The 24877-nt window shown below is 32.8% G+C and carries 24 protein-coding genes and 1 pseudogene; 1 reads left to right on the top strand and 24 read right to left on the bottom strand.

The window, feature by feature from the left end; translation table 11 throughout:
• Positions 1-12: 12 nt before the first annotated feature.
• From NSS71_RS08805 to NSS71_RS08780, 6 genes and pseudogenes are all read right to left on the bottom strand, one after another.
• Positions 13-4455 carry a phage tail tip lysozyme gene (locus NSS71_RS08805; protein WP_341151581.1) on the bottom strand — a complete coding sequence of 1481 codons (4443 nt, stop codon included), beginning with the start codon at positions 4453-4455 and terminating at the stop codon, positions 13-15.
• Positions 4456-4689: 234 nt separating this feature from the next.
• Positions 4690-4839, bottom strand: a pseudogene (locus tag NSS71_RS25695) (phage tail tape measure protein); the annotation flags it as partial.
• Positions 4840-5150: 311 nt separating this feature from the next.
• Complete coding sequence (locus NSS71_RS08795; RefSeq protein ID WP_341151579.1) at positions 5151-6545, bottom strand: phage tail tape measure protein; 1395 nt, start codon at positions 6543-6545, stop codon at positions 5151-5153.
• 60 nt (positions 6546-6605) lie between these two features.
• Positions 6606-7313, bottom strand: coding sequence for an immunity protein (locus NSS71_RS08790; protein WP_341151578.1), 708 nt, complete (start codon positions 7311-7313; stop codon positions 6606-6608).
• 396 nt (positions 7314-7709) lie between these two features.
• Positions 7710-8324: a type II toxin-antitoxin system PemK/MazF family toxin gene (locus NSS71_RS08785; RefSeq protein WP_303984657.1), complete on the bottom strand. Its 615-nt coding sequence runs from the start codon at positions 8322-8324 to the stop codon at positions 7710-7712.
• Positions 8325-8597: 273 nt separating this feature from the next.
• On the bottom strand, positions 8598-8810 hold the full coding sequence (locus tag NSS71_RS08780; RefSeq protein WP_341151577.1) for a hypothetical protein: 213 nt from the start codon (positions 8808-8810) through the stop codon (positions 8598-8600).
• 169 nt (positions 8811-8979) lie between these two features.
• Between NSS71_RS08780 and NSS71_RS08775 the strand changes: the two genes are divergently transcribed.
• Positions 8980-9294, top strand: a complete 315-nt coding sequence (locus NSS71_RS08775) for a helix-turn-helix domain-containing protein (protein WP_341151576.1) — start codon at positions 8980-8982, stop codon at positions 9292-9294.
• A 257-nt stretch (positions 9295-9551) separates the two neighbouring features.
• On the opposite strand, the gene NSS71_RS08770 is transcribed toward NSS71_RS08775, so the two are convergent.
• The 18 genes from NSS71_RS08770 to NSS71_RS08685 form a co-directional block, all read right to left on the bottom strand.
• Entirely contained in the window at positions 9552-10940 is a 1389-nt protein-coding gene (locus NSS71_RS08770; RefSeq protein ID WP_341151575.1) for a homing endonuclease associated repeat-containing protein, read from the bottom strand.
• A 70-nt stretch (positions 10941-11010) separates the two neighbouring features.
• Positions 11011-11994, bottom strand: a complete 984-nt coding sequence (locus NSS71_RS08765; RefSeq protein WP_341151574.1) for a tyrosine-type recombinase/integrase — start codon at positions 11992-11994, stop codon at positions 11011-11013.
• A gap of 18 nt (positions 11995-12012) precedes the next feature.
• A complete protein-coding gene (locus NSS71_RS08760; RefSeq protein ID WP_341151573.1) occupies positions 12013-12492 on the bottom strand; it encodes a hypothetical protein in 480 nt (159 codons plus the stop codon).
• Positions 12493-12507: 15 nt separating this feature from the next.
• The gene (locus tag NSS71_RS08755; protein WP_341151572.1) at positions 12508-13044 is read right to left on the bottom strand and encodes a hypothetical protein; all 537 of its coding nucleotides are present in this window, start codon (positions 13042-13044) and stop codon (positions 12508-12510) included.
• Between the two features lie 72 nt (positions 13045-13116).
• Complete coding sequence (locus tag NSS71_RS08750) at positions 13117-13881, bottom strand: hypothetical protein (protein ID WP_341151571.1); 765 nt, start codon at positions 13879-13881, stop codon at positions 13117-13119.
• A 15-nt stretch (positions 13882-13896) separates the two neighbouring features.
• Positions 13897-14637 (bottom strand): hypothetical protein, encoded by a 741-nt coding sequence (locus tag NSS71_RS08745; RefSeq protein WP_341151570.1) that lies wholly within the window; start codon positions 14635-14637, stop codon positions 13897-13899.
• Positions 14634-15143 (bottom strand): hypothetical protein, encoded by a 510-nt coding sequence (locus tag NSS71_RS08740; RefSeq protein WP_341151569.1) that lies wholly within the window; start codon positions 15141-15143, stop codon positions 14634-14636. Before NSS71_RS08740 ends, NSS71_RS08745 begins: the two co-directional genes overlap by 4 nt.
• Positions 15143-15814, bottom strand: coding sequence for a hypothetical protein (locus tag NSS71_RS08735; RefSeq protein WP_341151568.1), 672 nt, complete (start codon positions 15812-15814; stop codon positions 15143-15145). The genes NSS71_RS08740 and NSS71_RS08735 overlap by 1 nt, the downstream gene beginning before the upstream one ends.
• On the bottom strand, positions 15801-16049 hold the full coding sequence (locus NSS71_RS08730; RefSeq protein WP_303984654.1) for a hypothetical protein: 249 nt from the start codon (positions 16047-16049) through the stop codon (positions 15801-15803). Before NSS71_RS08730 ends, NSS71_RS08735 begins: the two co-directional genes overlap by 14 nt.
• Entirely contained in the window at positions 16046-16441 is a 396-nt protein-coding gene (locus NSS71_RS08725) for a hypothetical protein (protein ID WP_303984653.1), read from the bottom strand. Before NSS71_RS08725 ends, NSS71_RS08730 begins: the two co-directional genes overlap by 4 nt.
• A gap of 13 nt (positions 16442-16454) precedes the next feature.
• Positions 16455-16919: a hypothetical protein gene (locus tag NSS71_RS08720; protein ID WP_095328574.1), complete on the bottom strand. Its 465-nt coding sequence runs from the start codon at positions 16917-16919 to the stop codon at positions 16455-16457.
• 75 nt (positions 16920-16994) lie between these two features.
• Positions 16995-18011, bottom strand: coding sequence for a hypothetical protein (locus tag NSS71_RS08715; RefSeq protein ID WP_095328575.1), 1017 nt, complete (start codon positions 18009-18011; stop codon positions 16995-16997).
• Between the two features lie 31 nt (positions 18012-18042).
• Positions 18043-18579, bottom strand: coding sequence for a hypothetical protein (locus tag NSS71_RS08710; protein ID WP_303984652.1), 537 nt, complete (start codon positions 18577-18579; stop codon positions 18043-18045).
• 33 nt (positions 18580-18612) lie between these two features.
• Positions 18613-20043 carry a hypothetical protein gene (locus NSS71_RS08705; RefSeq protein WP_341151567.1) on the bottom strand — a complete coding sequence of 477 codons (1431 nt, stop codon included), beginning with the start codon at positions 20041-20043 and terminating at the stop codon, positions 18613-18615.
• 30 nt (positions 20044-20073) lie between these two features.
• Positions 20074-21597, bottom strand: a complete 1524-nt coding sequence (locus tag NSS71_RS08700; protein WP_341151566.1) for a hypothetical protein — start codon at positions 21595-21597, stop codon at positions 20074-20076.
• Between the two features lie 36 nt (positions 21598-21633).
• On the bottom strand, positions 21634-23415 hold the full coding sequence (locus NSS71_RS08695) for a hypothetical protein (protein ID WP_303984649.1): 1782 nt from the start codon (positions 23413-23415) through the stop codon (positions 21634-21636).
• A 2-nt stretch (positions 23416-23417) separates the two neighbouring features.
• Positions 23418-24362, bottom strand: a complete 945-nt coding sequence (locus tag NSS71_RS08690; protein WP_303984648.1) for a hypothetical protein — start codon at positions 24360-24362, stop codon at positions 23418-23420.
• A gap of 215 nt (positions 24363-24577) precedes the next feature.
• Complete coding sequence (locus NSS71_RS08685; RefSeq protein WP_341151565.1) at positions 24578-24835, bottom strand: hypothetical protein; 258 nt, start codon at positions 24833-24835, stop codon at positions 24578-24580.
• Positions 24836-24877: the final 42 nt, after the last annotated feature.

Below are 24877 nucleotides of genomic sequence, written 5' to 3'. Positions count from 1 at the left end.
AAACGCCGACTCCTATTTTTTAAATTTAATACCTTGGTTTTTCATGAAATTAATTGTATTTGCTCCAAAACTTTCAGCCTCTGCTTTAGTACCTGAACCTTTATACTCTAAAGTGATTGTGTTGTAATAGGTATCTCCTACAGTTGAAGTAGATGGAGAGAGGGTAGGTACACTCGGTAATTTAAAGTTAGTTAATAAATTCATAGTTGCAGATGCTAAAGACTTACCAATATCCATACCATTTAAAGTTTTCGCCAAATCTTTAGATTTTTCAATAGTAGTAAGTAAGGTCTTAGTATCAGGTTTATCAGTGATTAATTCACCTTCATGAACAATCATCGCTTTACCTTCTGACCCCCAATTCGGAGTCATGCCACCATTTTTAGCTTGAGCAATCTTAATAGGCTTATAGTCTTTACCGTTTAAATATCGGTTTGCTTGGTTGATTAAATCTATAAGGTTGTTAGATATAGCCTTTCCCATAATATTAGAATTAGCTTTAATATTAGTGAAATACTTATTCAAATCCTTTTGAATCTGACTAGCATTTCCATTGATAATGTCAGAGCGCATTTTAGCAAACTTACGTTCATCATTCACGAGATTATCAAATTCCTCTTGAATAGAATCCTTTTGAGTATTTAGATTATCGATTCTAAGTTGTTTTTCTCTGTCGGATTGCATGTCAGCTAAGGATTCATCCATTTCAGCCAATTGATCTTGCAGCTCTTTAACTTTAGCGATACCTGCAAATGAGTCATCTAAAGAATATTTCGCAATATCATCTAATAACTTTTGTCGTTCACTTTGTTTTTTAGCTAAATCTTTTGAGTATGATTCATCGTCATCTTTCTTATTGATAGCATCAATCATTTTATCAATAGTCTTAATACGAGTGTCTTTAATAGATTCCGCAGCTTGCTTGTAAGTATCGATAATTGAATCAGCCATTTGTTGACGCTGATCCAATAATTGCTTTTCAAGAGAAGTCATATCCTGGGTACGTTGAAGTAAATCATCTGATAATTGAGCTTTTTGTGCTTCAGTTAAGGCTTTGTTGTTTTTGATTTGCTCTTTCAGATATTTTATAGCTTCTTGCTCATAACCAAACTGTTTACGAAGTAGCTTTTCTTTCTTTAATTGTGCATCCGTCCACTTATTAGAAGACTCTGTTTCATAACTTTGAACAAGGTCAATTTGCGCCAGGTCGTCTTCGAGTACAACTTTCTTGTAGTCAATTCCAGCAAGAACAGAGTTAACTAACTCCATTTGAAGTTCATTGATTTGTTGCTGTATCTGTAATGCTTCTTCTTGCATACTCAATATATTAGACTTAGCTTGGTCAATAGCTTGTGCTTTATCTGCTACGTCACTAGATGTTTCTGCACTAGCTGAACCAGTAGGGGTAGTACCGGCATATTTTGCATATATGCTATTGGCATACTTTTGACGATTTGCTAAAGCATCTCCACCTGAACGCTCGAACGCTTTTTCAAATAGAAGGGCAGCATCGTTAACTCCCATATTCATGAAAGCATTCATACCACCATTTTTATTGATTATGGATTTAGTTGTGGGATCTGCACCGTTTAATTCCTTCCATAACCATTCAAGTTGAGTGTTAAGGTTGGTATAACTAGTACCTTGAGAGCCAGCAAAGTTTTTAAGTCCACTTAAACGTCCACCTAACCATTGAGCGATACCAGTAGCACCTGATAATCTATTAACTGCAGTGGTTGAAAAACCAGATTCTTGACGTAAATTACCCATAATACCAGCAGTTGCAGAATCAGAGAAACCTTTAGACTTAAAGAAATTCCAAACAGACGCTTCAGTACTTCCTCCACTTGCATAGTTGGAAGTAGAAGGGGAAGTGGTACTTATAGTTGTCTTAGTACCTTTAGCAACTATATTTCCTGATTTAATTTGCTTGTTAAGGCTATTAACTTCAGCATTCATTAACTTCAATTGCTGTTCTTTAAGTTTGATTTCCTGTTTAATTGCATCCTGGTATTTCTTAGAACGCTGTGGATATTCACTTTTAATTTTATCCACTTTAGCTAATGCAAGACCTAACTCTTCCATTTTCTGCTTATATTTATCAGTTGTATATGTAGATTTTTCATTAGCTTTGCTAGTTTTATCTGAGGAAGATTCAGCAGATGTGCCAACTTCAGTTAATCCTGCTGAAGCAATAGCCGACATTTGGTCTAGAGCCTCATATGCTGATTTGATGTCATTGATACCAGAAGTAATACCTTCATATTGATTTTGAACAACAGTAGAACCATGCATAGCTCCAGTCTGGTCAGTATTTAATCCAGCCATTTTACGAGCACGTTCTTCCTCAGCTTTAGCCAATGCTTCATTTGCTTGTGCAACGGTTAAAATGCCTTTTACTTCAACACCAAAGTTTTTAAGTTTAGTTTTTAAACCTTCAGCCTGAGCCTGAACTTCACGTTTTTGTGCCTCGATCATTTGCTTATATGAAGCAACTTTAGCATCACGAAGTTTAAGGACTGCTTCTCGATTGATTTTAATTTGACCGTTTTCCACGCTGATTGCAGAAGCCAAGTCTTTTTCTTTAGCGATAAGTTGCATGGCTTCATTAGAAGTAATTGATTTACCCTGTGCAGTTTTTTCAAGCAAATCATTCAATGGTGAAACTTCATCTGATAGGGCAGTATAAGCATCCGTCATACTTGCAGTTATTGCCGCTTGATAATCTCCAGCTTTTGCCGTTTCAAGTATGATGTCTCTAATAGCTTCGAAATCACCTTTTGCGTCTTGAAGTCTAGATGATAAATCTTCGTATTCGCCCGAAACTTCTCCAACTATTTCACCATTCTCATCCCAAATGACTTTTTGACCTTTAGCTGCATCCGAAACACCGTTTATACTGTCTTTTACTTGTTGGAAGGATAATTCTAGATTTCTTGAACCGCCTTCAGCAACATTATAAGAAGTAAGTAGATCATCTAAATCAGCTTTAGCAATCTTATAGGCATTCTCATCATTATTTGTTACAGCATTTTGCATTTTCTTCATAGCAGAAGCTACATTGGTTGCAAAAGTATTCAGTTCTTCAGCAGAAGCACCCGAAACATCAAGTGAACTAATAACACTGTTTACTTTAGCAGTAATAGAAGTATCAATAGTTATGTCAGTGAAATAAGAGTCTACAGTTTTCTGCAACTCTTCACGTAATTTCATTTGTTGTTCATTGTATTGACGTTTTAATTCAGTAATTTCAATTTCAATCTTTTTCTTATCTTTGGTTGAATAATTAACACCGCTAACTCCAGCTTTATGATCAAGAGCTCGATTCTTTTTATCAATTTTACTGTCTATTTTATCTGCTGATTTTAATGCAGATTGGATATTGTCTTTTGCTTCGAGTTGTTGTAGTTCTTTCTTTTGACGAACAAGTTCTTTAGTATACTCAATTTCTTGTTCAAGAGCTTCTCCGACTTTTAAGACGGCATTTCCTTGTGAGTCATAATGATCAACAAGAGAAGGGAGGAGTCCAGCAAGTTGTTGTGATACTTGTAAGTACTCTTTTTCTTTATCACTATTAAAATTGCCTGAGTTTTTAGCTTCAGTTAATTCTTGATATTTCTTTAATAATTCATCAGTTGCTTGTTTATTAGCTGTTAATGACTCAACCGTTGTATTCTGAATTTGTTCATATTCTTGTTGCTTTTGTTTAGCTTCGGCAAAGTGATTTGTTATTTTTTCGATAGCAAAACCTAAAACAGTTAATATAACACCTACACCCGTTGCCACCATTAAACCACGTAATGCTGTTTTAAATACAGCAGTAGCTATAGCTGCTCTTGACATACCAGCTTCCAAACCAAATAAAGAAGTTGCAGTGCCAGCTAGAGAAACATTTCCAGTAAGAAGGGCAGTAGACATTCCTCGAACATTCTTACTTAGTAATACTGTTGCGACACCAGCAGTTCCCATTACAATAGGTAATACTCCAATTACATCTATTACATCACCAGTAGTTTTTAGAAAATCTCCAAATTCTTCAGTAGCCACAATTAAAGTATCAGATATTAGTGCATCTCCAGCACTTACTGCCAAAGATGTAAAGGCGTTAGATAGGCGGTTAATACGGGCTTGTAGAGATTCTGAATATTTTTCTTGCTCACGCATAGCAGATCCAAAGCTATTAGCAGCTGTTTCAGATGCTTCTTGAGCTATCGAGTAGTTGTTCATTAAGGCGTTGAATCTCGATAGTTGATACATGCCAGCACCTTTTACACCTACGTTTTGTTTTTCAGCGTCTGAGAGGGTGTTCCATTTAGCCGCAATTTCATCTAAAATTTGACCGGTTGGCTTTAGTTTTCCATTAGCATCATTTATTGAAATACCAATATCATTTAATGCACCAATTGCTTGAGAATTATTTGTTAATCTAGCAAAAATAGTTTTTAAAGAGTTCACTCTGTTACTTTCACCAATAAAGGTTACTGACCATAGTTAATTATATGGCGGTAAGGCACTTCAACCTTACTCTCTATGTCTCCATAGAAGTTCAGACTATCGCTTCATTCTATCAAGAATGTCTCTTCACTTAGTCGTTCACGCTGCAATTACGCTTGCGCCCTGTCTCCCTCGACTAAACGTTAGGGGTTCCAAGTCAATCAGAAGAGATTTAATGTCAGCAATTCGACATTTACCGACAATATTTCCGCTTTCCCTTGTAGTACTTGCAATGGCTGTTGTGTAACCAATTAAATCATTTAATTCTACATTGAAAGTAGATGCAGTACTACCTGCTTTACGAATAGAATTTGCTAAATCAAGGGTAGTGACTGCGTAATTGTTCATTTTTACCCTGTGTTTCCACATATTTTTAAGAGGGGATTAGACTATCTCTTGTAGTGATCGAATCACCACCTCGGCACTTCCCATAGAAGAATTTCACTTATATAGTACGAATTTCATCTCCATATCAACAGACGTAGGAGGTATATTCTAGTCGTTACACCTTCAAGAAAGTTTCCTTCCAAGCTTGGCACGGTATTGTCATATCTTTTCAGACTTAGAGTTTCACCGTTAGCGTTCATCCGAACACACCCTAGATTTCTAGGTTCACCGAGTTTTCACTATGCTATCACTAACATAGGCGACTACAATTAATCGACTTCGTTCAATTTATCAGCTATCTGAGCAGAATCTTCCGCAGCTATATTGAAATTGAGCATTGCTGCAGTAAGAGTGTTGACAGTATCATCTGGAGTTAAATCCGAGACGTTTTGTAGGATTTGAGCTGTTCTGGTTATGTAAGATAATTGATCTTCCGACCAGCCCATCCTACCGAAAGCACCTTGCATATCAAGAATATCACCGATTTTATTAGAGAGTTGATCACCTAAAACAATAGATTCCTTCATCAATTCATTAAACTTGTAATCGGGCAAATCCAAGACTCTTCGCAAATTGGTCATCTTTGTATCAAGTTCAACCACTTGATTAGTCATGTCTTTAATAGTATTAACAAATCCATAAAATGCACCGTAAGTCAGCATACCAACTGAAATAAAACTAAATGCAGATTGTACTCTTTCGCCAAATGTTCTAGCTTGAGCACCTGCATTTCTTGCTTCTGAGGTTATTTCATTAAACCTTAAAGACATTTCACGTAATCTTTGATTTAATTGAGGAGTTCTAGCTGTTAATGAGTTTATTGACTGTAAGTAAGCATTCAACTGAGCCGTTTGGATTGAGTTTAAATTAGAGTTAGCTTTAAAGTTGTTTACTTTTAATTCTGCTTCACGTTGAGCTAAAATCAACTTATTTTGCATTTCTCTAACTTTATTAACGTTATCAATGTTTTGTTTAAGTCTATTTAATTGTTCGATATTCTTAGCACTATTAACTGCATTGTTTAATCTAGATAAACTTTCAGAAGATATTTTACCTTCACTGTTTAAAAGTCTAAGAGTATCTTTTAATTTATTTTTACTATTAATCAAAGTTTCTGTTGCTTTACGCTCTTGATCTAAATTCTGTACGGTTTTAACAGAAGTAACATCACCATTGACATTAGAATTTACAGTTGTGTTAGTAAATCCATTCTTGAATGTATTAGAAGTAGAGGTACCGTTATTGGTCTGAGTAGTAACTTGTTTTTGTTTCTGTCCAAGTTTATCATACGCTACTTGTAATTTATTTGTATTTTCAATTTCCTTTTGAGTAGCTTTATTCTTATTATTAATACGAGTTATTTCTTTTTGAATAATTTCTCCACTTTTTAACTGTTGAGAAATCCTTTCTTTTGTAACGCCATTCACATCTTTAGTAATTGTTTTTTCTTCTTTAAGAACTCTATTCAATTGAGAAGAGATATTCTTATAGTTTTCCATAGCTTTAGTATAATCTGAAAGAGACTTTACTACTTTATCATCAAGCTGGATATTTAGTTTAATCTTTGATAAATCTTTTTCTATTTTGGATATTACTTTATTTACTTCGGTAATAGTAGCTTTAGAATTCAAAGTACCTATAATTCTAAGTTTTAAATCTGACATTAAGACATCTCCTTTCTAAAAAAGTGCATAAAAAAAAGAGATGCTCTTATCAGAACACCTCTAGACAGATACTTTATTATTTGTTTTTCGTATGGCTATTTCTAATAAACTGTGCCAAAACTCTGCACGTTCATAAGCTGTTTTATATTCAATGCCATTCTTATCGAATCCTTCGAATGCATTAACACCCATTTGCTTAGGAGTGGGTAGAAAATCAAAAGTAAGATTAGGATTTTTAAAATCGTCTATTCTAATTTTTAATTGTATTGCTTTCACTTTCTCAATTTTAGATGTAGTAGGGGAAGATCCACCAATAATTGCACCAACTCCACCGGCAACCATACCCCCAATAATAGCTCCTCCAATTTGATTACTTCTGGATGCTTTGAAAATAGTATCATTATCCATTTTGATTTCAGAGTCCATAATTTGATCAAATCTAATCTTACTTTCAACTATCTGTTTTTCTTTATCAAACTTATAAATTTTAAACATTTGTAATTCTTCATTTACTGCAATTTTTTCATCAATTGTAGAGTAAGAATGATCAGCATTAAATTCTTTGTCATATTCAGTTAAAATACGGTTTTTATTCATGTTTTCTTCAGCAAGTTTACGATTTCTGTTTCGAGACGGTCTAAAAGCCAACAATATACCACCTAATATGAGCAACATCACACCAAACGGTTCCCAAGTATCTATAAATAAAAACGAACAAGATATAATACCATATATTATCCAAATAGAATTTCTTTGTTTACTGCTCATATTAGTTCATCACCCTCGTAAATATAGTTACTTCCATAATATCACATCACATGTAAATTGTAACTATAGGGAAGGGGGAGAGAACATAAAAAACCCCACCAAGTAAAGGTGGAGTTTCAATCCAGGTATACCGTGGCTGGACTTACGTTAAAAAACTGCCCTTCCACCCATACCGTTATTTAATCTATACCCAAAAACAAATTAAATTATTCCTGTAAAATGAGAAAAGAGACTAAAAATAACTTTTAATCTCTTTCATTCGTAATATTGTAGCTGGTTTTACTTCAAAAAAGAATACCCTTCTACAGTTCTCAATTTTTATGTAACAAGGCTGGTTTTATGCTATCGCTACCCTTCCTTAAATTCATATTATCATTTTGCCAAAAGATTGTCAAACTAATATTCAATAATTAATAGATTATTATCGTATTGAATAGTAGCGTTTACTCCAAAAAGATTTTTAGTTATTTCTACTATATCACTATTAGTCAACCAATATAGGTCTTTCTTATTACAAGTTATTTTTGATCTGCCATTATTAGTACTAATAGCAAAGAAATTTTCTTGGGTAACTTCATCATCAACAAACTGCCTTAAATAACGATTTACGTTATTATAAGCTTTTAGATACTTATCATATTCTTTCTCAGCCTTTTGTTTTGACAAGGTAATATACTCTAATACCTTTTTATTCAATTCAGTGAATTCCTCTGGAGTTACCTTTAAAGCTTTTCCATTAACTAACCATCTATTTTTGATATCTCTTTTGTGCATGATCTGCATCTTATCAATTCTAGCTATAGAATTAGTTGATGATAACTTTTTCCCAGACCCAAACTTCCTAATTTTGTTCATTTTTTCTTTCGTATAAGAAGTAAGTGGTACAACAAGGTAGATTTGATCCTCTTTTAATGTTCTAACTATAATAGAAGGGTGTTTTCCGCTGAATTCTGAGCTTTGTGCCCCTTTATAATTCACATTGTAAATACCACCGTTAATTAATTGTTGCATTAAATTTACACCTCCCATCATTCTGTCTATTTTACCATATTAAGAGAATAGCGGGGAGGAAATTATTCGAAATAAAGAACATTTTGTCGGTTGTTGCGGTTGCCTGGGAAATTAACCATCACTCTAATTAGTAAATAGGACAGGGGAGATGAAGAGTGGGGATTCGTCATCTTTCTTCGCATATGATCAGTATGCTGCACCACTGCCAAATATTAAACTTTCCATAATACCCATGACCGTTTCTCTCTATGTAATAATTAAAATATTTCTCTCTTACTCTTCAACAGTATCTAAAATTCCTTCGCCAACTATTTCACAGATATCTACTTTATGACGTTCACCTTTGTAATCCACATAAAATAACTCATAATGATTATTTATATCCGGGGTAAACTTATAGTTAGCTTGTTCCAATGCTAATGTCTCATCGTCACTTTCGGTTTTAATCCCTATTATAAAACTAACCTTACCGAACACCATTGCCATTCTCATTTCTCCTTTATATTTATTTTCATATGTATGTTCGTTTCTTTGTTGTTCTTTTATAATATCGTATAAACGATATATCGTCAATACGATATTAAGATATTTTTAAATTTACCTTTTTAAACATATAAGTTATTATAAGATTATAGACATTATAGGGGAGTGGAAAATGAGAAAAGAATTACTAGGTTATCAACCTATTTTCACATTAAAACAAACTTTAAAAGAGAGAAATATAACTCAAGCTGAACTTGCAGAAATGACAGGTTTAAGACCTAATGCGATTAGTAATATCTGCAGAGGTTACGTTGACAGAATTAGCATTTCCCATATTACAAAAATATGTCAGGCGTTAGAAATAGAAGATGTAAATATGATTGTAACTGTATCTAAACAATACGGATATGTTGCTCCAAAAGAGACAGAATTAAATGGATTAATGGTAGCTGAATCAGAAAACCCGTATAACAGAGAAGACGAATAAACATCTAATAAAACAGCACTTTTAACTTATCGTAAACACAAGAAGGCATTGGAATTGTCCAGTGTCTTTTTGTATGCACAATCTATTTGTACATTACCATTATTAGTGATTAATAATGGCATAGGGATTTAGTACATAAATTGAATATAAAAATGGACTAAAAAGAAAGAAGGGGAGATGTCGACTTCTCCACCTTCGTATGCATAGGGTTAATAGCAAATAAACGCTATTAAGTTGCAACCTAAATTGAGTTTATTTTAACTATGTAAGAATGAGAATATTTCATCTAATGATTTTTCTTTAAAATCATTAGGGTAAATGAATAAATAATTCACGCCTGAATTGATTAGCATAATTTCCTTTTCATGCATTCTTTTATTATATGTAACTTCAATCTTATTGATTAAGTTAGTTTTATACCTATCCATCATGCCAGCTACTTCTATGTAATATTTAACACCGTTATGTATGACTAGATAATCACAATCTTTATTTCCAGTATATTCTTCAATAAATCTATTATATTTAACACTGCGAAAATATGAGCTATTATACACATAACCTTTTTCTCGTAGATATGTAGAAGTCTTATACTCAAAATTAGAAAAAGTTTCTTCACCGTCCTTAAACTCATAATACATTCCCATTGAAGATTTTGGAGCTTCAAATCCAATAGACTTTATGAAATCTCGAACAGTCATTCCCAAATCTTCTCTAAAATGCTTTGTGTATGTTGATATTGAAGCACAAACATCAGATGCCGCTATATCTTGGTATGTAATTATTCTTCTTCCTTCATTTTCATAAATAGCATTGCATAATTGAATTATATCTTCTTTTAATTTTTCTATATTAGTTATAAATGTTTCTAATCCATAATGTTTTAGAGCGTTAGTCCATGAACCAAATCTATTCTGGTAACACCAAAAAGAAGGATAGTCACTGTTATTGAATTCTTGTAAAGTTGGAGATCTTCCAAATTCATCAACAAATTTTCTCATATATATTTCTAATTGTTCATCAGTATATTGGATAGTATGTTTCGGTTTATATCCCATTTCAATTATAGCTTCATTAAATCCACCGAATAAACGTCTAAAGTCACTTCTAATTGGATAACCAGGTAATTTTTCTAATTTACTTAGAGTAGGAATTTCACCGTAATCATCTATATATTTTTCTATGCATATCTTAATAGTATTTTTCGTAAATGCTATATTTTTAGGGAGTGGTTTGTTTCTAACTTGAAAATTTTCAATACTCCTGTAGGGAAATCCAGCAGCAACAAGTGCATTACCAAATGAGCCGAATTTACTTACAAAACATTTTCTAGATGGGTAGTCTCTATTTTTTATGTCAAAATCTTTACTAATTGGAGGTCGTCCAAACTCATCATTAAACCTTTTAATTTCTTTTATTAGAAATTCCTTTGTGTATTTTGTTTTATTGGGTTTTAATGGGAATCCTAATATTTTATTTATGTTCATAAAATTTGTAAAACGATATTTAATTGTAGCTAATGATGGTAAATTATTTTCTTTAGCGTAAGTTCTATATTCGTTATAGGAAGGTTGCCTTCCATAATAATCATAGACAGTTTTATAGGAAGTAAGTAAATCTTCTTCAGTAAAAACAAGGTTTGCCAATTTTTCATCTCCAATACAAAAAGCACTCACCTATTTAGATGAGTGCTACATGATATGTAATTTATTTTTATTAAAATGCATCATCAATATCATCGTCATCATCACGAATAACATATATTTGTGTAGTTTCAGATGATTTATGTCCTAAAACCTTTTGTGCAGTTTTGATATCTTTACCATCTATCGCTACAATGTGAGTGGCACGAGTCGAGCGCAGTTGGTGAGGGTGAACTCTCCTTCCAACAATTTCACTGAATATTTCATGGCACCAATAGTTAAATGCAGTAGGGGAGAGGGGATCAACTTTCCCATCTTTAGTTTTCTTCACGAATACCAAATCACAATCATCTTCACCGCGGACTTCTAACCATTTTTTAACTGCCTCCATAGCAGCGTCACCCATAACAAGCTTTCTAACGTTTCCTTCACGTCCCTTACCTTTACAACGGATAGAATTCGTCATATAGTAATCTTTGAAATTTCCATCTTTATCTTTAACTTTGTCATAAGTAACTACTTCTTTAAGAAGTTGTGCTGTTTCACTTCTACGACATCCTGACTCATAGCTAAACATCACATATGCGACCATTTGCCATTCTTCACGTTCTTTTAAAGTATCAACCAATAAATCTAATTCTTCTTTAGTTAGTGGTTGTTTTTCATTCCTAAGAGCACGCGGTGGGTTAGGAATCTTTTTATTGTATATATTACGGAATAGGGGATAATCTTCGTTATAATATAATTCAATAAATCCACATAAACTAGAAACAGATGAACGTTTAAATTTAACGGCATTGGAAGATAAGTCTCTACTCATAAGAAAGTTTTGATAACGTAAAGCATCTCTAGGTTTTAGGTCAGTAATTGATTTATTTTCACAATTGTCCTTTACCCATCTAAAGAAAATTTTTAAAGATGATTGGTATTGTCTAAGTGTCTGCGGGGACAAATGTTGTTGTTCAAGAAATTCATTTGTAATTCTTTTATTAAAGGGATGACAAGCTTCCCACTCTTCTTCAGTAACTTCTTTAATTTTTTCTACGCGTTTACCCAATTTCTCACCTCCTATAAATTATTCAATATCTAATCCACGAGCTTTAAGCGCCTGTTTCATAGTTTTCGTATGTAAGTCTCTACTTAAAATTTCTTTCTCTGTTTCCTGAGTGAATGGGCGAGGGGAGGTATATTGATCAGCGGTACCGTCACGGTTAGATGTATATTCATATCCCTTACCATATTCAATGCCTTCACTTATCTCATATCCATTTGCCCCTTTAGTTATGTTCTCAACAGATAATTCAATACCGTCTCCAACACGCTTAACATCGACTTTCATATTATCTCTAGATTTCAACCCACCATCGTCACGTCTTCGTTTATAAACCCAAGGTTCACCATCTTCAGTTCCTGGTCTATAAGCATCATATACTGTTTTATCAATAGCTTTCTGTTCCTCATCTTTGACCATTTCAGCCATTTCATGGTTCATAATGTCTCTAAGATGATTCTTCTCAACGTGTTTTAATAGTTTTGCTATACTATCAAACTCCATTTATATCAATCCTAACTACACCATAGGTATTTGTTTCTTTTGTCTAAAGGCTGATTCAATCAACTCTCCATTTTTTAAATCTAATTTAGAAACCTCATCCTGAACCATATCTTGTAATTTAGTAATGTACTCAAATTGTGCAATGTGTTTAGCTGCATAGTGATATACCTTATTAATTTCAGTAGGGGAGAATAAGTCATTCAAAATAAATTCAAATGCACTTTCATCATTATCCACACGTAAATCAATTAGTGCGTTCATTTCTCCCAATACATCATTAAAAGTAGTTGCTTTTAATTGTGATTTAAAATGAGTAAAGTGTTTAATAATGAAGAAATTTATAAGAGCAAAAGCAATTTTATCAGTAACTTTAACTTTCTCATCTTTAGTAGATAATACTTTCTGCAATTCTTCATGTAATTCATATATTTTTGTATGAGGGAAGAGAGGATAGAATGTGATAGTAGAACCGTCATCAAGCTCATACTTTTCTGTTTCGTGTACTTCTTTAACTTTTTTCTTAGTTAATTTCAAATCGGTGGATTTACCCATGATATTATTTTCCTCCTTTTAATCCTAAAAAAAGAGGACTCCGAAGAATCCTCAATGTAATTTATTTATATATTAAGCTTCATCGTCATTTTCAAAGATATAATCAATGTAAGTACCTTCACCTGAAGCATCTTTGACTTCATACATATCAAAGACAATTTCAAGATTAGTAGCTTCAGTACCGCTCATAGTAAAAGTCATGTTTTGTTGAGGTTTCGCCTTATAGACTGTCACATGACAAGGGTAATCACTATCATCTTCTTGGTTTCTAGCTAAACCTGTTCCATAAATCGCCACAGTCTTAGGGAATTTAGTTGATTTAACACTAACTCTATTAGAAGTTGCAGGGGCTGCGTATTGATAGAAAGCAATAACTTCTTCACCATTTACAGCAGGAGTAGAAATATCCACTTCTTTAGCTGTTACACCAGTAATTGTTAACTCTTCCCCGGTGTCACGTAGACCTTTCAATTTATATAATTTTACGTTTCCAACAGGTGTTTCTGATAATGTAACGGAAGGAGCTCCGTCAGTTTCAGTTATTTTTAATACTTCTCGTTTAAAGATTGAACCAACACCTTTACCTAACTCTTCTCCAGTTAAAAGTGCTAGTAAATTTAAATCCACCAAAGGAACTGTTAATGTAAAAGTACCTGCTTTTGAGTGATCAAAAGACATCTGCTTAGCATTACCACGTCCGCCAGTTAAATCCAATCTTTCTCCTGTAACTTCATTAGTTGTTGCTTGTGCATAATCAACAAAAGCAACAGGATTCTTTGTTTTAAAGTCGACGATATTAACGTCTAATACTTCCTTAATCCCATATTGTAAACCCATTGGATAATTCCTCCATTATAATTTAATTTTATTATTACCAACTACCCAATGCTTCATTTCTTTCCTATCTTTTTCAGACATATGAGGTAGATGGATATAATCGTTATGATAGTTGTCCCAAAGCACTAGTCTTAAATACTCAAGATATAATTGGTTAACTGTTAACTCCCAAACATTTAAAATACTAATATTTTTACTATTACTCGCAACAATAGAAATTGTATCTGCTAAAGTTAAACTGTCATTACCAGTCTTTTTTTGAATTTCACTTTTAACTTTGTTTAATCTTTCAAGTAATGCGTTAGCTTTTTTATTGGCAGGTTTATAATTTTCAGCAGAATCACTTCTGAAGTTCTGTTTAGATAAAACATCTCTTAAACGTAAAAAATCTTCCTCTTTCAAAGGAAGATGGTTGTTATTATTAATTAAATAAAAATTTCTAGTTGCTTCGTCGAAAAATGAATCAGTCCTTAAAAAGACTCTAATTGCATTAGTCACAATTTCTCTCATATTCAAATCTACTTCTAGTAACTGAATGAAAAACTGATATTCTGTTAATTTGGAATGAGAAACTCTTTCTTCATAACTTAGTTCGTTAATAGGTATGTGGTTTTTACTCATTAATAATCCGTTCAAACAGAGAACATATAAATCTTCACCCAATTCAGAGATTTCTCCGAGAGTGAGAGGATGAACTAAAATATTATCGATTAACTGAATAGGGGAGCCTTTTAATATTTTCAGATCATCACTCATTTTCTAAAACTTCCAAACTCATATACGCACTTGTAACCAACATAATTTCTAGGTACACCTGATATTATATTCCCACCAACATACTCTAATTTCCCAAACACACCTTTAACTTTTGCATTTACTAGTAAGTCGTTTAACCTATCAGTAATTCTAGAGGAACGAAAATCTCCATTCTCATAATCAATATGACATAGTATATCAATATGTATTTCTTGATCTGCAGTAGCGTAATTATTTCGTTCAGGAGTTCTTCTTCCTGGATAAATAAATAATCTGCACAATTTTATAGGCTCCAAATCATCAACTTTCACTGACTTCATAATATGCTTATTTTGAATATCAGATAATTCTTCAGGTGGTTTGTCTATAATATTTGGTAGAGTGGGGGATAGGGGATCAGGAATACCTTCAGCAAAATTCTCTGGTTTTAGAGTTAATAATCTTAATAAATCTTCATCTTTCCTAATATGTATAAATGTGCTGAGAATGTCATCATATAAGCCCATTATGAAGTCACCTCACTTGGTATAATATCAGCCGTAATTGTCATTAATCCAACCTCATTAATCACCTTAGTTTTATCAACGTTGACAATTTTGTAAGTATTGTCATACATCATAAACTCAGAGTTATCTTTAACATTGGAAATTGGTTGATATTTCATTGTTATAACAATTCGACCATCAGGAAGATTTAGCTGACTATTTTTCTCTCTATCTTTTATACTAGATTCCACAATACAGGGTACTAAGAATTCTTCTCCACCAACCCATTGATAAACAGGATCTCCAAACTTATCTCGAATGACGTTTCCTTGATCATCTCGCATTAAAACTTTCGTTTTATCAGTAATGGCGGGGAAGAAGGAGTTACAAATCTTCATATCTGCTTTTCGATAAATTTTGTTATCCTCTGGAATTGTCACAACTAACCAATCTTGCTTATTGATGTTTAATATGTTCCCACGTTCTATATCTGCAATATGCCCGATAACTCTTTTAGTTTCACTATCAGAATCGTATTTTTGATAAATCAATACTCTAATAGGAGTAGGATAGCTTTCTACAAATGCTTCATAAGATTCAAAACCATTAAGAGAATGTTCTAATAAGGTCATTCCGTCTCGATGTATTTTATCATTGGTATTTATGTTGTGATAATTACTATAATCCTTCATCTTCATCACCACAAATGACTAGTTGACTTATCTTGGAAACATCAGCGCTAACAGTAAGGATAATATCTCTCAATTCAACCAAATCCGGCTCATCTAATAATCTTTTACCTAGATAATTCTCCAACTTATATAAGATTGAATTATTTCTCTTACTAATTCTTGAACAATAAGCATACAACGATTCAATCTCAATAGTTCCGTCATTTTTAATTATTTTTACTTTAAGGTTGCTCATAAGAAATCAACCTCCGTATTCATGATTAAACGGTCAATAGTTTTATCTTGGAGTTCAATAGATGATTTAAGAGAGTTAAGTTGAGTGCTGAAGTTTTTTAAGCCTACATCTTTCGAGAAAGGCTGCCAAAGATTCTCAAAGTATGTCTTTTGGTTAATTAAAAATATATAACGAATATAGTTTGCTAAAATCAAAAGGTGATCTTGTGTTATTTCTTTATTTAGCGTTTCTTTAACATCATCGCAAATTAGGTCTGTTCTCAGTCTGTTATTCATATACATGACTGCATTTCTGATAGATTCATAAATTGCTTTATTCGTTTGAGGTAAATCTAAATCGGATACTTTACAATTATTTAGAAAGGTAGTCCAAATTTCATCATAAGAAGTCATTTATCATCACCCCTTATTCGAATAGAAGAGAAGGGTCAATATTCATCCAATTAGCTAAGAAATCAATTTTACCTTTAGTTAAATCATCTTTTAGTGTAGCAGCAACTTCTAGAACAAATTGTTTTTCTGAATCAACGGTAATTTTGTTTAAAGATGCTTTCATTTTATTGATATTGCCTTCTAATAATTTTTTAATTTCTTCATGAGAGTGAGTGTTATTTTCATATGTTTCAATCTCTGCGATACCATCTTTTAGTTCCGTTGTAGTTTCATTCTGATCCATAATTACCAATTCGCCTTTGTCAAAACAAATAGTACTCATAGTTAACCATTCAACTACCTCACGAGGTACTTCTTTTACATCAGGTTTACCATTTTTACTACCATTCCATGTATACTGACGATTTGATCCATCCCCATCATATCTAACAAAATAAGATGTGTTTCTATATCTACCTAATTTAACTTTATCTGTCATATAAATTATCCTCCTTATTATCCTAAGAAAGGAGTAAGTTTTTTCTTACCCCTTGTAATTTATTTTTATAAAAAATTATAAAGTAACTGCAGATTGCTCTTCAATAATCCCGATAGCCTCACCAAATAATAGGTTAACTGCAACATCTTGAGTAATTTTCATCATAACTCTTTCATCTTCAATATCTGTAGCAGTTTGTTGACGTAATCCACCATACTCAACGATAGAGAATGGTTTTTGTTCTACTCCACCGGCAAACATGTAACCTTTATTTACTGGAAGCTCAACTTTAGAGTTAGTAGCATCAGTGAATGGGTTTACCAAGTTGACCGCAGTAGTACGAGCGATAGTTGCTGGATTTAATGCTGTTAATAATTCATCTTTAATACCATCAGTTAAAAGGTTTTTCAAAGTAGAATCTGTAGCTTGTTGCATAGCAAAATAGTCAATCAATAAAGCATCTGCAACAAATACAGGACGACCACCATAACGTTGAAGTACAGAAGCCACTTTATTGTATTGTGCAATTGTCAAGTTAGCACCTGTTACAACGTTTTTACCTGGGATCTTACCACTTGTAATAGCTGTAGCAGTAAGTTCATTGATCTTATCAAGGAATAAACGTACTTTTGCATTAGCAACGTCATTGATTAATTTGCGGAAATATTCTTCTGATTCCTTAACTAAATCAAGTGGCTCATAATAGAAACCAGTAGATAGGTGAACAGGAACTGCTACGATAGACTTTTTACCTTCTACACGTACTAAATCTACACCAGAACCAACAGCAGACCAAACTACCTTAGCTTTGTTCTTTTGTGGAATCTTTAATTCTACTAAATCACCGCGATTACGATTTTCCACTTTAGCAAATAAAGAAAGAAGGTTAGTCACCATAGGTTTTGCAATTTCATCTGCCATTTCTACAACTAAAGTGTTAAATTGATGCAATGCAGAAGGATCTGGAGTTTGTGAACCATCGCCGAATACTTTAGTAATATAAGCTTTAATATCAGTTGAATCCTTTTCTTCCATTTTGTTATTGTATACACGGCTAAACAAGCCTTTTAATTTAGAGTTATCTAGTGTCATTATTAAATCTCCTTATAAGTTATTTTTTTAATTAGGCTTCAATTACTTCAAGACGCACAGTTGCAGCACCTAAAGTGTATTCCATGTCATCTTCACTATTTACTACTAAGAACTTAGCAGAAGATCCTGCGTAGTCTTCATGAGCTGATCCAACTTCAGAAATAATAAATTTCTTAGTAGCAGGATCAAAGTGAGCAACCTGTCCTTTAGCAACAGCAGAAACGCCAGTATTTAATGTGAATGCAGATGTTTCAAATCGAGTATAACCTGGTTCGAAAATTACGATTCTCGCACGTTCTCCAACCCCGTTATAGAAATCAACCATTGCTTCACCTAAATATCTCACTTCAGGAGTAGCAATTAAGTATGCCTTCTTATCAATAGCTGATAATTGTTTCGCAGTACGTTCTCCATCGGCATTGAAACCAAGTTCAACAAGTGTGAAGTTATCAATATCTGCTCCTTCAACTAAAGCACCATGCGCTAGTGTTTTGATTTTCATAGAATTTAAGTTACCAACAGTATGAGTGCCTACCTCAGTTAAGGCTTTTAAAATACGACTTGCCATTGTTTTATTCCTCCAATTTGTAATTTAATTGTTTTATTTAGAATATCTACTATCAAAGTCATCACTAGCAGGAATAAGGTTTTCTCTCTTACTAGAAACTTCTCTGATAACATTTTCCTCTGGTTTAGCTTGTTCAAATACTACTAAATCTACTAAAATACTGTTTAACTGTAAGATTGCTTGTTTACCATCTTCATTTTCGTAGATAGATTTACTTAATAGTTCTTGAACTTCATCTGAAGCAAATGTATCACTTGCTTTCAATGCTTCAAATTTCTTAGAGTAGAATTCTTTCTTCTCATTAAGTTTTTCCTCATTTTGTTTTGCTTCAAATCGAGTCTTGAAAGGCTCTAATTCAGAAACTTTAGTAGTTAGCTTGATAACCTTTTCAGAAGCACTATTGAATTTGTTTTCAATATCATTTTTCGTTTCTGTTAAACTATTAACTTGTGTTTGTAACTCAGTAATAGTCTGATCTTTCTCGTTGAGTTGAGATTGAACGGATTCAGGAACAATCTCTTCCCAGTTCCGAGTTAGAAATACTTCCACTTTTGAATCAAAATCAATTTCAACATCATTTTCTGATTTTGTATAGTTTAACTTAAAGTGTTTATCATACGAATTTTCTTCAGACCAACTATATAAATTCACAATAAAGTAAGTTTCGTACACATCTGAAATCCACGAATCTTCATTTTCACCAAGTGTAGCATCTAATTTAGCGTACAATTTTGAGCGAATATCACTATGCGATAATTCAAACACTTTCTTAAATTTTTCCACTTTATTTACCTCCTTGTCGTTCAATTGTTTATCAATATTTTCTTGATTAACTGCTTGAGCAACTAATTTTGTTATCTTAGAAACGTCGTAAGCAGGATAGACTTTTTGATGATCGCCACGTTCTTCAGAGTTCAAAATGCAGTGTCCTTCATAAACATATGAAAGAATTTCTTCAACTCCATCTTTAAACAAGTAACTATCATATAGAATTTCCATACTTGAAACTACATCAATTCCCTTATCATTCCATTCTTTTAGTAAACCAATGACATTGGGGAATCTAGAAGCCCATAATATTCCTTTACCAATAACAACTTCTTTTTCTTGACCATTTTCATCAAGAATAGTCGATATGTAACCATCTTCAGTAAAAACTCCTATAGGTACTGTATCCAATCCTAATATGGTGTCACCAGATTTTCTGTCTTGATCCAAATAAAGTTCATGAGAGCCAAGAGCATCATCTTCTGCACCACTCTCTGAAACTGGATGATATTTACAAACAATAGGCATATCTTTTAAAGTATGTAAGGTCTTTAATGCAGTCTCTTTTGAGATTATTGAATTATTATGACTAACTTCGAAATCATGTAGTATAAACTCGACTTCTTTTTTAGTCGGATTATCAGTATCTTGGATAGAATTTAATTTAATATCAAATAATGCTCTCTTTTTTTCCAATATCTCACCTCCTTAAAGAGAGAAAAATAACTAAGTAGGGGAGTTGTTCCCATCTATAGTTTTAGATTGAATAGTGTTTTCGTTTGTCGGATCGTCAACAGAAGGAGCACCTCCGTTACTATCAGACATTGTATATGTCGATTGATAAGGTTTAATTTTAGTTTGTAACTTAAGTTCCTCAGTCTCGTACAATGTTTGTTCAAGATAAGATTCCCATGAAACGCCAGCCAAATGATCAACAACATGCTTAATAGACCAACCTTTATCATTAAGTTTGATCAATACATCTAATTTTTCTTTTAGTGTCAACGGAGTTTCTTTGTCATAAACGAGATAATAATTATCTGATTGAGAGGAAGGGAGAACTAAATTAAACAATTTTTGATAAACTTCTTGTTCAATATCTTCAAGTAATACGCCTAGTCGCTTATAAATTGTATCTAAGTTCAATTTAGCAGTAGAGTAATTTCCTGTATTACCATTAAGTATCGCTCCAGAAATACCATAGCCAGCCTGAATATCATTGTTGATATGTTCAAATTTATCGCCGTCCAATCCATCTGCTTTAACATCTGGGAAGGTTAAATCCGCATATTCAGGTATCGTTACAACTGTAACACCGTTTTGTTGATTCTTCTCTAATGCTGCTTTAACTCCGGAATGGATTTTCTTTTTAAGTTTTGGGTTTAATTTCATATTGGCATATTCAGGATTTTTTTCACTACCAACAGTTAATACTGCTACAGCATTAATAATTTTATTAGCTATAGAACTTTCAACATCTTTTAATTTCTTTTTATGTAAAACATCATATAATCCTGGAGTAATCCAGGAAGTTCCTAAACTTTGGTTTCTTTTTAAAGTACCAGTTCTCAATGTAAAAGTTCTATCTTGAGGTAAATCTTTATATTGGTAATCAATAGGATTTTCTAAGTATTTATCATAATCAGATTTAGTCACGAAAGGGGATAGGTTTCTAAATTGAATGTTGCGATTAAAATCTGTCATTTCACTAAACCAACCCATGTCAATTACGCATAACCAATCGCCGTTTTGTCTATACGCAGGGAAGACATACTTCATTTCATCAAAAATATAAGGGTGTGGTTTTGATTTATCACCAATCCACATGCCGACTAGTGTTCCTGCAGCAGTTGTCTGTTTCAATAAGTCTCTTGTTAGTTTTTTATGTTTAACTTTATGTAGTATCTTATTTAAAGTAGATATGTGTTTGTCGTTGTTTTTCGGTTTATCGAAAGAGTCTAATTTATAATTCAATGTCGGTAAAGATTCAACTAGCTCAAATAGTTGATGCGTTTCTGCAGTAGTAATGTAATAATATTGGGCTAAATCTTCAATTTCTTTTTGGAATTTATCTGGGTTTGAAAAGTATTCTTTTAATTTATCTGCCCCGATTTCTGTTACTATCCCATTAGAAAATAAATTTGCTACAAATCCTTCCATATAAGTACCCACATATTCTGAATAGTCATTAAAGGCTCTTTTGTATTCATCCGATTCAATATCTATTTCTTTAATAAGTTGCTCAGTCATCTTACACCTCCTAACTTTTTTGTTATTTAATTTATATTAGAAGTATACTATTTCGTCATCAGAATCATACTCAACAACTTCTTCCCGTTCTAAAAATAGGAATATGTAATATAATGCATACGCCAATGCAGAATATCTATCTTTGTCTATCTTTTTTTGAACCTGTTCAACAGTTATGGATTTTTGAGTGGATTTAAGTTTTAAATTCGAAACTTCATCTATTAAATATTGAGTGTGTATATGCGCTCTTTCTTCATCTGTATCAGCTTGAGTAGAGGTGGATTTGTTCTTAATATCATCATACACCTTTAACATTTTTAACTTTTCAGTTTCAACATAATCAATAAATGCTCGGATTATATCACCGTTTATTCCTTGTGCAGTTAAATCATAAATTACTTTTGGCGCAGTAGGTACATCAGGTTTTTGATCAGTATTGATAGTAGCAAAGCAACCAAGTTCTTCATTTGTTTCAGTATCTGTCACTTCTTCTAAGAGTCTATCAATTAACCCTTTACCAATTACGTTTCCATCAATAACTATTGCTTTAACTCTAGATTTTGATAAATCCAAATTTCCACCGTAATTATAAAACAACCGTTTAACTATAATACTTTGTTCTTTAAAACTAAGTCCATTTGGTGGTTCTATAATATTTACTAGTTGAATTTGTCTAATTACTCCATTGTTACTTCTAATTATCTTCAAAACTACAATAGCAGTTTTATTATTACTTTGGGAGTTACTTCGTGCTACGTCAATGCCAAATATATATTCATTCAACTCGTAGTTACCTTTTTTATCTTTAGGACAAAATAACTCAGCTTTTTTTAAAGTTCTAATTTTTAATAGCTTTGATATATTAATTAATGCTCCATCGGTAGCTCCGACCCATTTAGATTCATAGTTCATGGCAAATGCAGTGGCAGAAGTAGTAGGATCTTTCTTTTTAGCTAGAATTTGAGTTCTTGTTTCCCCACGTCCGAAATGACAAGGCAGCTCCCAACTTGCCCCTAAGACAATTTTACCTTTCAAATCAGCCATTTCATCCAACATATTTAATATTCTGTTAAATTCATCAGATCCACGATATCCAGAAGTTGTTAAATAATTAATCATTCCATTTAATTCATATGGATTGACGGCGGATAAAGCGCCGATAGTCCTTCTTGGTACGTTCACAACTGGTTCCAATACATCTTTGAATAATTCGTTATTTAATAATGCTGATTCTTCCACGTTTAATCTTCTTTTACGCTGTCCTTTTGTAGATTGAGCATTTGCTAGTATTGAATAAGTACCGCCTGATTTAAAAATAACTTCAACGCTATCCTTTGTGAAACTAGGCGATTTAGCTAGCTCGTTTTTCATCAATGGAAACCACTTCATTATTTCATTGTGTTTTTCTTCACTAATTGATGCGGCATTCTCTTTTGTTTGAGCTGACATAGCAATTGTAATATCAGGAAACCATATACATGTGTGATATATAGACATTAATTCCAACATAGTTTTTCCAAACCCACGGGGGAACACTCCATAGGTACTAACAAATCTACTCATTGCACGTAGGAACACTCTCTGGTCTAAATCTAGCCTCATTCCGCCTTTTTCAGGCTTTATTAAGTCATACCATAAATCAGGGAACCATCTTGACCATTGAACAAACTCTACCCATTTATCTAAATTTCTTTCAAATGAGTCCATTTTATATTCATTTGGTTGAACAGGGGAGTTAAAGTTAGGGTTATCATCAAGTCTAGAACTTGATTTCGTATATTTAAAATTATCATTTTGGAAATTTTTATAGTTAGACACAGTTATTCCTCCCTCATAGAAGGATCGCTATCTAACTCTTGTTTTTCGTAATCTTTTCTTCTAATCTCGTAAAATTCATAAATATCTTTATAATCTGCTTCTGCTAACCCCTTTAAATCACGAACATAATTTATATAGCACCATAACACAATATCTGGCTTATCTTTAGGCTGTGACGTGAATTTGGGTAAAACTGGTATAATGTCAACTTTCTCTTCGACCATTCTCGCAAGCTGTCCGAAACCATCTAATCCTTGTGATAAATCAGCTTTGCTCATTTGAGAAGGTTTTAATTTACCTGCTTCGGCAGTATCTTTAGCCATTGCAGCCCAATCTTTAGCTTCTTTGAAGTCTCCTCTAGCCTTAGCTAAAGTTTCCTTGACTTTGTTTACACAATATTCCCTTAAGCATTCTTCATGCATTGTAGTAACTAACTGGAAGCTCGGTTTTAATTGGTTGAATTTCTTTTCAAATAAGAAATACTCGTCATCAGGATATCCATAGCCATACTTTTCTTTTAGATATTCCAAATGTTCAATATCGATATTTTCATTAACTTCATCTTGTGAAAGTTCTTGTGAATCAGTAATTTTTGTATTAGAAGATGAAGGAGTGTTGTTAAATGTACTGTGTTTCCATCCTTTTCCATCGAAATTAGAAAGAGAATTAGCCATTCTCATATATGTTGCAAAAGTATCAGTTTTACTGTTTTCGGCAGACTCCCAATGTGTTACATCAAACATGATGTCAAATTGTCTTAATATCGAATAAATGCTTTCCATATCATCATAATTTACAGTACTTTTCAAACAAGCTTTACAAATAGGTAGTTTCCCGATTTTCTCATATAGCTTATTCTTAGTATTATAGAAACTAGTTTCTTTAATTTTTTCATTATCACATGACATACAGCGTAAATACTTATTTGGATCTTTCTTAGTAGCCATTCTTGTATCTCCTTTCTAAAATAATCCAGAGTTAATCCATTTCAAGAAAGCACTTAAACGAGCAGTAAAAGGAGGAGAAGGTGTAAGCACACCAAAAAAAAATACTCAGCAAATGTTCTCTGGGAATGGATTAAATTAAAAAGCCGAGAAGAAACTAATCTCCTCGACCTTGGGAATAAAGTATGTATAAGTCAAAATAAAACCTTGATTTTAAGCTATTCATCTATGTCTTCTAATGAGTCATTTTCAAACTGACAAACTTCTTCTAAATTAGATAACGTCTGTCTAGCTGAAGTAATTAAGTATTGTTTTAATGACCAATAGGAAACTTCTTCTGCAAATAATTCTAAAAACTCTTTCACCGAAACACCTTTGTTAAGGTTGTAACTAATCATTTCAGTAAAATCTTCAATTATATCTTCCAATGTTTCAGAATTATCCGGTATCAAAACTAAATTTGGATATTCTTCCATGTTATTACCTCCACGAACATAATAGGGAGGAAGCGGATAGTT

The sequence above is a fragment of the Niallia sp. FSL W8-0951 genome (genome assembly GCF_038006525.1).
GTDB classification, from domain to species: Bacteria; Bacillota; Bacilli; order Bacillales; family Cytobacillaceae; genus Niallia; species Niallia circulans.
Note: the sequence above shows the minus strand (reverse complement) of the source record. Positions and strands in the feature narration are given on the sequence as shown.